Origin of the sequence: Vibrio salinus (assembly GCF_021272385.1) — a bacterium.
Lineage (GTDB): Bacteria > Pseudomonadota > Gammaproteobacteria > Enterobacterales > Vibrionaceae > Vibrio > Vibrio salinus.
Map to the genome: position 1 here is coordinate 213,910 of NZ_JAJSDZ010000010.1, position 13,257 is coordinate 227,166.

Below are 13,257 nucleotides of genomic sequence, written 5' to 3' on the forward strand. Positions count from 1 at the left end.
TATTTTTTATCTTTAAAACAACTCTTTGTCAGAGCAAGGGCAACTATACAGGTTTAAATAATTAAAGATAGGTTTATTTTTATTTTATTTTATTTTTCCTAACAATGAATGGGGTAGACTCCGTACACGCAATATGAACCGATTTATCAAAATGATAGCCAGTTATAGCTGAGAAGAACTCACTTGATGAAGTAGTTTATACCTAGCAAGATTTCGTCCAGCTTCGTTTCATCCGTCTCTGTCTGAAACATTTCTGCCCCTTAATGTGTTACTCCTTAGTGCAACCATCTACAATTAATCATCGATTGACCAAATTTATTTCATGTGAAATTACGTTTAAGCCGTATGTGTTTATATTTTTCTTGTGAGAGCTAATTTGATTCCTAGACTGATAAATACTCCACCTAGCCAACGATCCATCCATTTAGATGCTTTACGGTTGTTACTTAAATAGGAGTTTAATTTTCCACCTATCAATATAATGGGTGGTTCCACTAACGCAGCAACCGCAATAACTAATATTCCATGTAAAAATAACTGAGCATTAATGGGACCTGCACCAACCACTGTAAATTGAGGAAGAAATGCCAAGAAAAAGATAGCGACTTTTGGATTTAATACAGCAACCCAAAATCCCTGCTTAAAAACTTTCGCCATACTATGATTGTCTTTGTTATTTGTTAACAGAAGAGATCCATCTGAACGTAATGCCTGAATACCTAACCAGATAAGATAAATAGCACCCACCCATTTAACTATTGAAAATGCAATAGCAGAAGTGGCTAGAACTATCGACAGTCCAAACGCTGCGAAAAATACGTGAATAGTTGCACCAAGCCAGATACCAAACATGGCACAAAACCCTGCGGGCATTCCTTTTTTTACTGTTTGGCTTAGTATAAAAGCCATATCAGGACCTGGTGACAAGTTCAATAAAAAAGCTGCAGTTAGGAAAGTAAACCAATGCGAAAAGGTATAATCAAACATCTACAAGCTCCATTTTTATGACGAGATTATGTCTTAATTTGTTTAGGTATTAGGGGATGCAGCGATAATATACATATAAATACTATTCGTATAATGCTAATATTTTTAGTACCTATTCATTATTGATATGTTTTATGAGTCTGACTTTTCGTCATCTTGAAATTTTTCGTGCTCTGATGACTGCGGGTACAGTTACAAAAGCAGCCGAGCTTTTATATACATCACAACCAACCGTTAGTAGAGAGTTAGCGCGAATGGAACAAATTTTGGGATTCTGTTTGTTTGAACGAGTAAACGGTCGCCTAAAGCCCAGTGAATCAGCTTATGTTCTTTTCGATGAGGTAAAACGTTCTTATTTAGGGTTAGAACATATTAATTCACTGGTAGAAAGTCTTCGGGAAAATCCATCAGGTAAATTGTCGTTAATATGCCTCCCTGATTTTGCACAATCTCTTCTTCCTGGTGCTTGTTCACGATTAGAAAAAAAAAGACTAAATATTAGTATTTCTATATCAGTACAAGAGTCTCCTTTTTTAGAGCAGTGTTTAACATCGCAACAGTTTGATTTGGGTTTAACTGAAGGTGAAATTGCTCCTCCCGGTACCACTCTGCGTAATTTATTGAATATCAATGAGGTCTGTATTCTTCCCGCCGGACATCCTTTATTGGAAAAAACAATTATTGATATACATGATTTTGAAAGTATGGATTGTATTTGTTTTTCTGCTAATGATCCTTATAGGACAAGACTTGATGAAGAATTTAATAAAATGGGAGTTAAATATCGGCAGGTAATAGAAACACCGACAGCGATCTCTTTATGTAGTTTTGTCAGAAAAGGAATGGGAATTGCCATAGTCAATCCTTTAACTGCTCTGGATTATGTTGGAAACACATTACATATGCGACCACTTTCGTTCTCATGTCCGTATAGTATTAGCCTAGTGATACCTTCATATAAGTCTTCAAACTCATTTACAAATAGCTTTATCGAAGTATTGGAAATAGAAATAGAAGGGATTAAAGCTCAACTGGATAAATACTTCAGGTTACAATCAACATACTTGAAGTAATAAATGAGTGGCTAATTTAGCAAAATCACTAACGTATTTCTGTCCAATTATGAGCCACAGCACTAGAGGGACGACTGTGCGTTCTCGTTGTGAATTACCCTGTCCAAGATCATTAACGTCTTGACCCCAAATCACTGTCATTGTCATTTCCGCTTATCATACGGGTAAGCTCTCTGCATTTGACAATTTTGTCACCGGTGACGGTAAAATGAGCAAACACTTCAAATGACGCATATCCCCCCTGTTTCTTTTCTACAGCTACCTCATGATGACTAAAAACGGTATCCCCGTTTGCGGCAGAAGCAATAACCGAGAGTTTCATATGTCTGGTTTCATTCTTAAGAAGGGCCATATGTTCAACAAACCCGTTGTAGTCTAAGTGGTGCCCGTTTATTGTTTGCTGATAATCTGAAGAAAAATACTGTCTCAGTTTACTATCGTCATGTTCCGGATTGCATATAATTTCTTCTAACGCATTAATAACCAATGTATTCTTATTCATTATTCTGATCTGATGATTATCGGTTCTGAAAATATACAGAAACATTCGTTAAGAGTATTATCGGTATCTGGACAACAAATACGGTTAATCAGCCATTTGTATGTATGTAGAAGCATTGAATCATCATCAGGGATATGAAACATCCTGGCATGAGCACCCAACAGGACAGATATTTTGGGTCAATAGTGGTGTCGTTTTAGTAAAAACCGGTTATGAACAGTGGCCGGTTACTCCCGGAACCTTAGGCTGGATTCCGAAGAAATTGTCTCATAAAGCTAAATTTTTAGCGGAAGTGCAAGGCTATGTTATCCATTTCAGTCATGAAGATAATCTCGTTTGTCCGGAGCAGCCTGGCATCTATCCCATGGCACCTTTTATCCAGTCCCTCTTACATAAAACAACTTGCATCGGCGATGAAGAATCCTTCCGGGATTACGCGATGCACATAACTGCACTAGTGGGCTACGAAATAGCAAAGTTAAAGGAATTACCGGTAGGTTTACCCTTTCCCTCTGATCGGCGTGCACGCAACATCGCTGATGAATTACTACAGTCTCCTTCTAACCACATGACTCAGGAACAACTGGCAAATAAATGGGGATTAAGTGTCCGGACACTGAGCCGGATATTTATAACGCAGACAGGGCTTACTTTTAGTCAGTGGCGGCAGCAATCAAAGGTGCTTATGTCTCTCCAATGGCTTCAGAAAGGATTGCTGATCAGTGAGGTCGCCGAACTCAGTGGTTATAATAACATAAGTGCTTACATTGATGCATTTCGTCAACGCTTTGGAGAAACACCCGGAAAATTTCAGTCTAAAAGAAGGTAGTTCGGTAATTTCCTGCCTTCTGTTCAGTACACTTAACAAAGTGACCCGCCTTGTTTTCACTCATCAACATCTCTTCAAGAAATATGTTCATTCCAGGCTGATAGAAAAATTTACCCCGTTGGATAATTGCACATTTTATTTTTCTTAAATTTACATTGACATATATCATTTAAAATTAATATCATAATTAACATAGTTTAATTTAAATAAAAACGTCAAATTAGACTAAGATATGCCCAACCGGAAGATTAAAACACTTGATAGAACCGGAATTTAATAAATTTTATATATAAATCAGTAAGTAAGGAATGTTATGGAATTGTTCGGCCACGATATTACGTATGTTATATTAATCTCTTTAATGATGGCTGGGTTCGCTGCAGGGTTTATTGATTCCGTTGCAGGCGGAGGTGGCCTTATTCTGGTCCCATCATTTATCCTTGCGGGTTTGCCACCACAACTGGCCCTTGGTCAGGAAAAAATTGTCAGTACCATAGGCACTATTGCCGCTATACGCAATTTTATGAAAAACAGAAAGGTTGTATGGTCAGCCGTTGCTGCCGGCATCCCGGCCGGGCTTTTTGGATCTTATCTCGGAGCCCGAACGATTTTGTACTTTGATCCAGACACTGTAGGCAAAATCATTCTATTCATGCTGCCTTTTGGTATTGTTTTATCTTTCATCCCCAAACGGGTTAAGACTCAGGAGGATACAGATAACCTAACCAAAAGCGTTATTCTGTTTGGCGTACCAGCTGCTGTGTTTGTTATCGGTTTTTATGACGGTTTTTTTGGTCCCGGCACTGGTAGTTTTCTTATTCTGGCGCTGCATTATTTATTACGATTTGACCTGGTATCTGCGTCTGCAACTTCAAAGCTCTTTAATTTTTCCTCAAATATCGGGGCGTTAGGTGCCTTCATGCTCGCCGGTAATGTGCTATATGGATTAGCAGTTCCTCTGGTAGCGATGAATTTGCTTGGTAACCATATTGGCAGTTCTTCTGCAATGAAATATGGGCCAAAACTCATCCAGCGGACAATTTCAATATCCCTTAGTTTGTTGATGATTTCTTTAGGTTACAAGTTTCTTTTGTAGCGGTTCATACTCTGCTTAAAAAGACAAAAAATGCCTGTCATACGATAGGCATTTTTCATTCTTTCCAGATATACAAATGCTCAGATTCCGTCACCGGACACAACACCTATAACTGATAATTTTACGCACAATGTTCCATACATAAACAGCGATAAGATTTACTTTCTATATCAGAAGTGCTCAGACCAAACTGCTCAGATAACTGCTCTAACTCAGCTTTATAGCCGGACAGTGCTGATTCATCGTCTGTCATAATAGCAAATTCGGCAAAATCTCCGATGCCGTCCAGTTGATCCAGAGTTACATGAAATTTACCAATAAAGAAAATACTGCGAATTTTCTTCACCTTTAAAAAGACCTCATACCCCATCGTCTTCAACATACTCTTTGCAGTATCGGATTTGGTAATATCCGTTGCTTCGCAGCGATCCGATTCCGGACCTTTTACTATCCATAGCTTAATGCCCGAAGGCTCCATCTCCCGTATACTGACACTCTTATTCTGAGAAAGAAGTAATTGATCTTTTGTATCAAAATACCAGTCAGTTTCAACATTATCCCGAACCATTACCTCATGCTGGATAACACTGAGTTTCTGTAAAAAACCGGAACGTGATGGCAGCCTGAATTTTAATTCAACTTCGTATTTCCCTTTAAAATGATCGGAGCTCATTCACTTATCACTCTTACTGTCAGTTTAAGTATGAATGCATTCTATCATGCAATCTGTATCATTGTTTTAATTATAAAAAATGCTTCTGAATAAATGGATAAAACAATACAAAAAACCAATGAACAACTGGTTATATATCCATTGCTTTCATGCTTTATCTCCTCTAATATTTTGATTGAGATCAAGTGAATCAGATCTCGCTTCTATTTTTAATGACTTTCATCCTTTTACATAAAGGACAGACAACATATGGAGATGTTGCAGATGAAAAAAATACTCACCGGATTTATATCCATACTGGCTATGCTATCGGTTTTTGCAAGCCACGCCAGCGAAACACCATCCTCTCAGTCCTCTCTTTGGACGTTTTACTCAAACACATTAAAAAATGCCAAATACATTGATTTGACTCATGCCTTCGAGCCGGTACAACCGGTTTGGCCCGGATTTGGCAACGCGAAATTCAAACCAGCGACAGCAGGAAATGATATCGAGGGTTATGTCAAAAAAGGAGAAGAGTTTACCTATAAAAAACATGGTTTCATTGCAACGGCTTATGAACTGACGACAGACCAGTATGGCACTCAGTTGGATCCGCCGGCTCACTGGAACAACATGGGTGCAACAATCAGTGATATTCCGGCCTCTTTTTCTGTTCGACCTCTTGTTGTCATCGACATCCATAAAAAAGTGGCTAAAGATCAGGGATACGCTCTTCAGGTTTCGGATATTCAAGAGTGGGAAGACAAATATGGGAAAATTCCGGCAGGTTCTGTCGTAATGGTTCGCTCAGACTGGTATAAACGCTGGTCAGATATTAAAAAGTTCAACGAAACGCCTTTCCCGGCGGTCAGTTTAGATGCATTAAAATTCCTGCATCTTAAAAGGCATATATTGTTTCATGGGCATGAACCTCTCGATACCGATAACACGCCAAATCTGGAAGGAGAATACTGGCTGATGCACAACAATTTTGCTCAGGCCGAGGGTGTAGCCAATCTGGATAAAGTTCCTGAGTCAGGAGCACTTATCAGCATCGGTTTTGCCAAGCCGAAAGGCGGTACCGGCGGTTATGCAAGATACATTGCCATTGCTCCGTCTGACTGGCCTTACGGCGTTTCTGTAACCGAAGCATCCGGAGCACCATTACCAACACAACCATACCCTCTGAAAAGAGACAAAAATGGCGTACTCCGCCCGACAGCCGAATAGCAAAGACCCCAAATGAAAGGCTGCTTAATACAGCCTTTCATTAACCTATTACTGATAATTCATAGTAGTATAGTGCTCCCCTTTTTCCGGAAACTTAATACTTACCATGATATGGATTTTCTTCACCTTTCTCGCCGCATTCATGCAATCCTGGCGAAACGCGTTTCAAAGTCACTTATCGGGCGATGTGAAAACAGCAGGCGTCACTCTGGCCCGTTTTCTATGGGCAAGTCCAATTGCCGCTCTGTACCTGTGGATACTTTATCAGGTCGATCCTGCTGAGATCCCAACGTTCAGTCTCCGGTTTACCGGATTTGTCGTCGGCGCAGCAATGATGCAAATCTTAGCAACAGCACTTATGGTCCGGTTATTTAAATTCAATAATTACGCAGTAGGAGCCGGACTGGCAAAAAGTGAAGCATTGGTGGCGGCAATTCTGGGAATGATATTCTTCGGCACACATCTGAATTTACTGGGCTGGCTCGGTGTACTTATCGGTGGCGTCGGCATCTTTCTGATGAGCACCCGGGGAAATTACCGGCAGTTATCAATGCCGACGATTTTACTGGGACTGAGCAGCGGTAGTGCATTTGCATTAACCTCTTTGTGGATTCGGGAAGCCAGTCTATCTCTCGGCCTGCCTTTTCCCCATTGTGCAGCGTGGGTATTGTTATTAGTCATCACTATCCAGACTGTGGTATTAGTCAGTTATTTATTAATACAAGATCCGCAAACACTGAAAGTGCTTTGGTCCAAACCCAAAATAACAATACTGACCAGCGTGAGTAGCTGCATTGGTTCAATGGGCTGGTTCAGTGCCATGTCTTTGCAGGCTGTCCCCTATGTAAAAACGCTGGGACAGGTCGAGATTTTCTTCACTATGCTCATTTCCGTATTCTGGCTTAAACAGAAAGTCCGCATCAAAGATGGTATGGGACTCATTATGATTGCTCTGGCAGCTATTCTGGTCATGTGGACCTGACCGCATATTTCAGGCATAAAAAAAGCCAATCTCAACAATCGAGATTGGCAGAAAAGTGTGAACAATTAAAATTCACTAACAACGTCAGTTGGCTAGGTGACCCCGGCTTAAAAGGGTCACTATTACACATACAATTCCTGTGCCAACTTTTTGCCACTCTTAAATATCAATAACTTATTATTAATAATACGAAAATGCACTATTCTTTGTTGCCTATTTTTTTTGCAAAATGCAAAATTATTTCAATTTGCAAAAATCTTGTTTTCTATTTTGCATCTTCAGAAGCTAACCTTGCTTTCACAGAGAATTCTTACGCTAAACAAATTTGATTACGTCCCTTTTCTTTTGCTTCATATAAAGCACTGTCGGCCCTTTTAACCATGTCTGATAACGATTCATGTGCTTTCATTTCAACAACGCCAGCGCTCACGGTCAGCTGAAAATTCGTTCCATCCGCATTAAATGGCAATAACTGGACACTTTTCCGAATCCTTTCTGCTATTTCATGAGAAACCGAACGATCAACATTATGCAGTAATAAAACAAACTCCTCACCACCCCAACGGCATATAGCATCATTATTACGGATATGCGTTTTAATATGAGCGACCAAATGAGTAAGTGCAATATCACCGGCCTCATGACCCAGCTCGTCATTTATAGATTTAAAATAATCGATATCAAACATCACAAGAGACATTGGTTTCAGGTTATCCAGACATTCGGACTGCATTCCTAAAAACAGTTCTTCTCCTGTTCTTCGGTTGTAAGCTCCGGTCAACGGATCCAATGTAGCCTGCACGGCCAGTTTTTTCTGGTAGCGTCCCTGAGTATGAATACTGATAAACAACACCAGTACCGTCACAACAAATGCAACACCTATATTAATCAGAAACGTTTTAAATACCGCCTGATGAGAAGGATGAAGATTTTCTTCTACAATAAGATACCAGCCGAATTCAGGCACCAGCCGGGCATTGATAAAAACGGTTTCGCCTCCCCGCTCAACGCGATAGCTTCCTGACGGAGAAGAAAGCAATTTAGACGAAATTTCTTTTACGCCAGGAATATCCTGTATCGGCTTACCGGAATAAAACGGTTTGCCACTCAGAACCTGATTCCCATCACGATCCACAAAGTAAATCACCCGGTTGTACAGGCGTTCGTAGTGAGCAATCATTTTGTGAACTTTTTTCATCGAAATTCCGACACCGGTAATCCCGATAAAATTTCCATTATAATCATAGACTTTATGATCGATAAAAATATCATATTTACCTGTATGTTCAGGATCTTCACCAATACGTACGAGATATGGCTCGGATTCAGGTAAAGATTTTACCTGCTGATACCACTCATATTTCGGATGACTTTTATCCAAAACATGGTGAATTTCATCGGGCAGATACATATAGCCCGTTCTGTCCACTACAAAAAAAGCAATGGAAGTGTCAAACCTTTTATCAATTACCGACAAATAATGCTGGATCGGTTCTTCTGAATGATGACCTTGTAGTGCCCAATCTCTGACGAAGGTATCATGTGCCATTGTTGCAGCCACAAAGGTTGGCACAATCAGATCATGCTGAACCTGAGAATAAATATTATCACTGGTTAAAGGTAAGGAATTTTTTTCAATCTGACTGTTAATGGATTTCTGAGCAACCTGATAACTACTCCAACTCATCAGAAAAAAAACAACAAATAGTATCAAACAGAACCACCACAATGTCCGCGTCCGAAACTGGGCTAAAGGCTGATACTTATCCAGCATAATATTTATTTCATCCTGTAAAAATTAACTGTTTAAAAAATAAAACAATTATATCATCAGGCAAATAATTTAGTTATCAATAATAAATATAATTTTTATAAAAACATCTGAAAATTTAGAATAATATTGATCTGGTAGACAGTTTAATGCCGATGAAAACGTCGTTTTTGATCCGGAAAAATCCGCTCAGTAATTCGATAGACGGGGATCAGAAGAACCGCCGCAATAACAATGGATGGCAACAAAATCAGAATATGGCTTTCATCGAAAAACAGACTCAGATGAAAATTGTCCAGTTTATAGTCCGGATTAAAAAATCCCAGCAAGTAAGTGATAAAAACAAATACAAACAGAACACAAGGGAAAAACAATGAGCCAATCAGAAGGTCTTTAAATTCTCCCCACTGATGATCATAGAGACTGGATAAAATTCCACTCAATACACAAAGTCCGAACAGTACTCCTATTACAACGTAAATCATAATGCCTCCTCGTGCCCTGATAGATGAAACAGGCACAGCCAGGTAGTCATCCTTAACTTCGTATCCATCTATAACCTATATAGAACGTAGGTCACATGGTGGTAATGCTCAAGTGCAGGTCATGCAGAAGATAATAAAAACATGACGGATGATAAAATTTTTCTGAAGAAGCTTGATGCGTCAGAGGTATACCTCTGACGCCAATGAAATGGGCAAATAAAAGCTGAAAATACCTTAAGCGATTGCTTCCCGGACCGCTGCGTCTGAATGAATGACTGTGGTATCAAACAAAGGCACATCCGTATGTTGTTGCTGTATAAGCAAGGCGATCTCCGTACATCCAAGAATCACGGCTTCCGCCCCCTGCTCCCGTAATTTATCAATAACTTGAGTATAAACGGTTCTGGATTTTTCCTTTATCTCCCCCCGGCAAAGTTCCTGATAGATAATATCGTGAACTTTCATTCTGTCGTCTTCCTCCGGAATAACCACATCAATACCAAATTTGTCTGTCAGGCGGCCTTTATAAAAATCCTGTTCCATCGTAAAACAGGTACCCAGTAGTCCGACCTTCTTAATGCCTTGAGAAAGTAATTGCTCTGCCGTCGCATCCGCAATATGCAAAATCGGAATGGTAATATTTGATTCAATGACCGGCACTACTTTATGCATTGTATTGGTACAGATTAAAAGAAAATCAGCACCGCCTTTTTCGATACAAACCGCAGCATCGGATAAGATTTTTGCCGCCTCATCCCAACGTCCCAAATGCTGTAGTTTTTCAATTTCTTCAAAATTGACGCTATACATGCAAATTTTCGCTGAATTGAGGCCTCCAAGCTGCTTTTTCACTCCTTCATTAATTGATTTATAATAGCTCAGTGTGGATTCCCACGACATTCCTCCAAGCAAACCAATCGTTTTCATGTATTTCCCTTTTCGTATTAAACCCGATAACTGTATTAACTCATATTTTAGGATCAAAGAGATTGTACGTTTTTGACTTATTTTAAAACTATTTTGCAAACTGATTTGGTGCCGGACTTATGGCTTTTTAGCTATCGTAGATCGTTCCCATAGGAGTCATAGAATGTCTTATCTGTAAAACCCAACCCAATTAAGGTGCGAGTCACTCTTAAATTACAACCCGCAATAGCTGATTTTATGCCAGCAGGTGATCGCTATACCCCGGAAGGTATGAAAGGCGTAAATACATAATAATGCCAGATCATCCAAGTCAGCATATAACAAAAAACAAATAATAAACGGTATTACAGCCTCTTAATAATATCTTAATCAACAATAAATTATCGCAAAACGATAATTTATTGTTGATTAATGTGCATTCAAGTTTATAATCAAAAAATCTTAAAGAACAGGATTACCGATTATGCACAACAGACACAACCCAAGCCATATTTCAAAATTAAGCCGTTTCGTCCGGATCATTTTTCAGGTTCTTTTTATCGTAATACCGCTTACCACATGTTATGCATGGATGGTGAGTAAAACCCCCTACGACTTTATTTCATCCAGTGGTTTTTTTACTGTCGATATCGAGACTGCGCCTTACACAACTCTTCCGATCTCTTATACAACCCGGATATTAGCTGCATTAGCCGATCTGCTGAAAGATGCCATCGTTATGTACTCATTGGCCGTACTCATTCATTTATTCCGTAATTATGAACGGTGCGAAATTTTTATACGCGACAATGTTAAATGCTATCAAAAGCTAAGCTACAGTATTTTTTACTGGGTTATTGGCGACATTATTAACGGAGTTCTTATGTCTGTCATTTTGTCGTTTAACAATCCTGTAGGAAAACGAGTCTGCGAGATGCAGGTTCAGGATACCGATATTCTAATGTTTGTCTTAGGTTGTATTTGTCTGATAATTTCCTGGGTAATGAAAGAAGGCTACGCACTGGCTAACGAAAATGCCTACACGGTTTAAAAACGGAACTGAGTCAATCAGCCACACTGAACCTGACTGCGTCCGGACTCTTTTGCCCGGTACAGAGCCTGATCGGCCCGTTCAAACAATTGTCCGAAATCCTCATTTTCACGCAGTTCAGAAATCCCAAAACTGCAGCTCAGAGATTGGTTTGGAAGGATATTAGCAAGGAGAATATTATTTAATATTCGTTCGGTTATATTTCTGGCTTTCTGCAATGCCGTTTCTGGAAGCAGAATAACAAATTCATCGCCTCCATAACGGGCCAGAAAATCAGCGTCCCTCAGGTGACTACGAACAAGAAGCGTGACTTCTTTCAACGCTTCATCACCTCGTGAATGACCAAAGGTATCATTGATTTGTTTAAATTTATCAATATCGAGAATAATCAAAGCCAGTGGACGATTCGCGTTCTGGCATTCTCTAACCAACACTGTGGCTTTCTCCAGTAAATAATGCCGGGAAGCCACCCCCGTCAGTGCATCCGTCTGCGTTTTCTGTTGTAAGTCCTGATTGTGAGCCAGCAGGGTCGGAATGGAAATATAAAAAAAGGCACTGGCCGATATAGAACAGATAGCAAACTGATAAACCATCACATTTTGCATCAGCCCCAGCAGGTTCACCAGAAAAACGACGTAAGTACTAAACAGGGCAATACTAATAGCAATACGGGTTGGGCTTTCGGTATAGGAAATCCACATAATAGGAATCAGAACAAAGAAAATAGCAAAATAGCTTTCTTTGACCGGAACATAATAAGAAAAGAACATAATCGCGGTAATGAGCAGACCGCACAGAAAAAGTTTACAAACAAATTGACTAACATTACCCGGATTTGACATGGTTCTGAGTTCACCGATATCAATCTCTGGCACAGGATGATATTTCAAAAGAAGCCCTATAAAAACAGGCCCTAATGCAATCACACCGGTCATATCACCAATCCAGAAAGGTAACCACGTACCAGCTATATCTGCTTCCGGAATCAAATTGGTTAACTCCAATCCCCAGAGAACAAGAAAAGCAGTCACAAAACTGCACACAACTGCAATCACCAAAAAAGCAAGAACCAGACGAGGCAAGTCGCTATAAGGTATATGCGCCAGACGTTTAAGAATTAACGTGCCCAGATAATAAGGCGTAATATGCGTCACAGCAAAAACGGCCCCAGGAACGATAAGTTGAATGGCAGTTTCATCAAGATGATACAACACACCTGTCCACATGGTGGATACGACAGCACAAATAAACAGCGCGGGAAGAATACGCTTTCCGATGACCAACAATGCCGCAAATGTCAGACCAGCCGGAGGAAACCAGACGCTGGCATGATGCACATATTCAACGATATAACTGAGTATCCAGACGCCAAGCCATATAAAAATAAATGCCCAGACTTTTAGATCAAACGATCTCATGAGCCATTTCTTGAGTGTTAATAACACTCTTCCCTGATTGTCTGGACCCACGTTATAAACCTCTACTAACAGTCATACCATAGCAAATAGCAACGGTTGAGTAATTTACACTATAAATTTCACAGATAAATGACGAATATCTGAACCACAACCAACACCTGATTACGGTAAGGTTATTTAAGAACCCATTACTGATATCTGCCATTTTACTGATAACTTTAATTTTAATTTCTACAAAAAATCAAATGTTATGCCAAACATTAGAGTCTGCT

The 13,257-nt window shown here is 39.7% G+C and carries 13 protein-coding genes; 6 read left to right on the top strand and 7 right to left on the bottom strand.

Annotated features, from left to right (window positions below):
- Positions 1-351: 351 nt before the first annotated feature.
- A complete protein-coding gene (locus LRQ06_RS14495) occupies positions 352-987 on the bottom strand; it encodes a LysE family translocator (protein WP_232767528.1) in 636 nt (211 codons plus the stop codon).
- 134 nt (positions 988-1,121) lie between these two features.
- Between LRQ06_RS14495 and LRQ06_RS14500 the strand changes: the two genes are divergently transcribed.
- Positions 1,122-2,060, top strand: a complete 939-nt coding sequence (locus LRQ06_RS14500) for a LysR family transcriptional regulator (protein ID WP_232767531.1) — start codon at positions 1,122-1,124, stop codon at positions 2,058-2,060.
- Between the two features lie 112 nt (positions 2,061-2,172).
- Here the strand turns inward: LRQ06_RS14500 and LRQ06_RS14505 are convergent, their stop codons facing one another.
- The gene (locus LRQ06_RS14505) at positions 2,173-2,562 is read right to left on the bottom strand and encodes a nuclear transport factor 2 family protein (protein ID WP_232767538.1); all 390 of its coding nucleotides are present in this window, start codon (positions 2,560-2,562) and stop codon (positions 2,173-2,175) included.
- Positions 2,563-2,662: 100 nt separating this feature from the next.
- Between LRQ06_RS14505 and LRQ06_RS14510 the strand changes: the two genes are divergently transcribed.
- Positions 2,663-3,391: an AraC family transcriptional regulator gene (locus LRQ06_RS14510; RefSeq protein WP_232767541.1), complete on the top strand. Its 729-nt coding sequence runs from the start codon at positions 2,663-2,665 to the stop codon at positions 3,389-3,391.
- Positions 3,392-3,704: 313 nt separating this feature from the next.
- The gene (locus tag LRQ06_RS14515) at positions 3,705-4,487 is read left to right on the top strand and encodes a sulfite exporter TauE/SafE family protein (RefSeq protein ID WP_232767543.1); all 783 of its coding nucleotides are present in this window, start codon (positions 3,705-3,707) and stop codon (positions 4,485-4,487) included.
- 121 nt (positions 4,488-4,608) lie between these two features.
- On the opposite strand, the gene cyaB is transcribed toward LRQ06_RS14515, so the two are convergent.
- Positions 4,609-5,160, bottom strand: a complete 552-nt coding sequence (gene cyaB, locus LRQ06_RS14520; RefSeq protein WP_232767545.1) for a class IV adenylate cyclase — start codon at positions 5,158-5,160, stop codon at positions 4,609-4,611.
- A gap of 264 nt (positions 5,161-5,424) precedes the next feature.
- Between cyaB and LRQ06_RS14525 the strand changes: the two genes are divergently transcribed.
- Both LRQ06_RS14525 and LRQ06_RS14530 read left to right on the top strand, forming a co-directional pair.
- Positions 5,425-6,372, top strand: a complete 948-nt coding sequence (locus LRQ06_RS14525) for a cyclase family protein (RefSeq protein WP_232767557.1) — start codon at positions 5,425-5,427, stop codon at positions 6,370-6,372.
- Between the two features lie 106 nt (positions 6,373-6,478).
- Positions 6,479-7,354: a DMT family transporter gene (locus LRQ06_RS14530; RefSeq protein ID WP_232767559.1), complete on the top strand. Its 876-nt coding sequence runs from the start codon at positions 6,479-6,481 to the stop codon at positions 7,352-7,354.
- A 310-nt stretch (positions 7,355-7,664) separates the two neighbouring features.
- Here LRQ06_RS14530 and LRQ06_RS14535 read toward each other — a convergent pair whose 3' ends face one another.
- The 3 genes from LRQ06_RS14535 to LRQ06_RS14545 form a co-directional block, all read right to left on the bottom strand.
- Complete coding sequence (locus LRQ06_RS14535; RefSeq protein WP_232767560.1) at positions 7,665-9,068, bottom strand: sensor domain-containing diguanylate cyclase; 1,404 nt, start codon at positions 9,066-9,068, stop codon at positions 7,665-7,667.
- Between the two features lie 203 nt (positions 9,069-9,271).
- A complete protein-coding gene (locus tag LRQ06_RS14540; RefSeq protein WP_232767571.1) occupies positions 9,272-9,610 on the bottom strand; it encodes a hypothetical protein in 339 nt (112 codons plus the stop codon).
- A 234-nt stretch (positions 9,611-9,844) separates the two neighbouring features.
- Complete coding sequence (locus tag LRQ06_RS14545) at positions 9,845-10,537, bottom strand: aspartate/glutamate racemase family protein (protein ID WP_232767573.1); 693 nt, start codon at positions 10,535-10,537, stop codon at positions 9,845-9,847.
- 463 nt (positions 10,538-11,000) lie between these two features.
- Between LRQ06_RS14545 and LRQ06_RS14550 the strand changes: the two genes are divergently transcribed.
- The gene (locus LRQ06_RS14550) at positions 11,001-11,567 is read left to right on the top strand and encodes a DUF2975 domain-containing protein (RefSeq protein WP_232767575.1); all 567 of its coding nucleotides are present in this window, start codon (positions 11,001-11,003) and stop codon (positions 11,565-11,567) included.
- 17 nt (positions 11,568-11,584) lie between these two features.
- On the opposite strand, the gene LRQ06_RS14555 is transcribed toward LRQ06_RS14550, so the two are convergent.
- A complete protein-coding gene (locus tag LRQ06_RS14555) occupies positions 11,585-12,985 on the bottom strand; it encodes a diguanylate cyclase (protein WP_232767577.1) in 1,401 nt (466 codons plus the stop codon).
- Between the last annotated feature and the right edge of the window lie 272 nt (positions 12,986-13,257).

Excerpts from the sequence above, each read along its gene's own strand:
- LRQ06_RS14495 (WP_232767528.1), bottom strand. The coding sequence starts at position 987 with ATGTTTGATTATACCTTTTCGCATTGGTTTACTTTCCTAACTGCAGCT.
- LRQ06_RS14500 (WP_232767531.1), top strand. The coding sequence starts at position 1,122 with ATGAGTCTGACTTTTCGTCATCTTGAAATTTTTCGTGCTCTGATGACT.
- LRQ06_RS14505 (WP_232767538.1), bottom strand. The coding sequence starts at position 2,562 with ATGAATAAGAATACATTGGTTATTAATGCGTTAGAAGAAATTATATGC.
- LRQ06_RS14510 (WP_232767541.1), top strand. The coding sequence starts at position 2,663 with ATGTATGTAGAAGCATTGAATCATCATCAGGGATATGAAACATCCTGG.
- LRQ06_RS14515 (WP_232767543.1), top strand. The coding sequence starts at position 3,705 with ATGGAATTGTTCGGCCACGATATTACGTATGTTATATTAATCTCTTTA.
- cyaB (WP_232767545.1), bottom strand. The coding sequence starts at position 5,160 with ATGAGCTCCGATCATTTTAAAGGGAAATACGAAGTTGAATTAAAATTC.
- LRQ06_RS14525 (WP_232767557.1), top strand. The coding sequence starts at position 5,425 with ATGAAAAAAATACTCACCGGATTTATATCCATACTGGCTATGCTATCG.
- LRQ06_RS14530 (WP_232767559.1), top strand. The coding sequence starts at position 6,479 with ATGATATGGATTTTCTTCACCTTTCTCGCCGCATTCATGCAATCCTGG.
- LRQ06_RS14540 (WP_232767571.1), bottom strand. The coding sequence starts at position 9,610 with ATGATTTACGTTGTAATAGGAGTACTGTTCGGACTTTGTGTATTGAGT.
- LRQ06_RS14545 (WP_232767573.1), bottom strand. The coding sequence starts at position 10,537 with ATGAAAACGATTGGTTTGCTTGGAGGAATGTCGTGGGAATCCACACTG.
- LRQ06_RS14550 (WP_232767575.1), top strand. The coding sequence starts at position 11,001 with ATGCACAACAGACACAACCCAAGCCATATTTCAAAATTAAGCCGTTTC.
- LRQ06_RS14555 (WP_232767577.1), bottom strand. The coding sequence starts at position 12,985 with ATGAGATCGTTTGATCTAAAAGTCTGGGCATTTATTTTTATATGGCTT.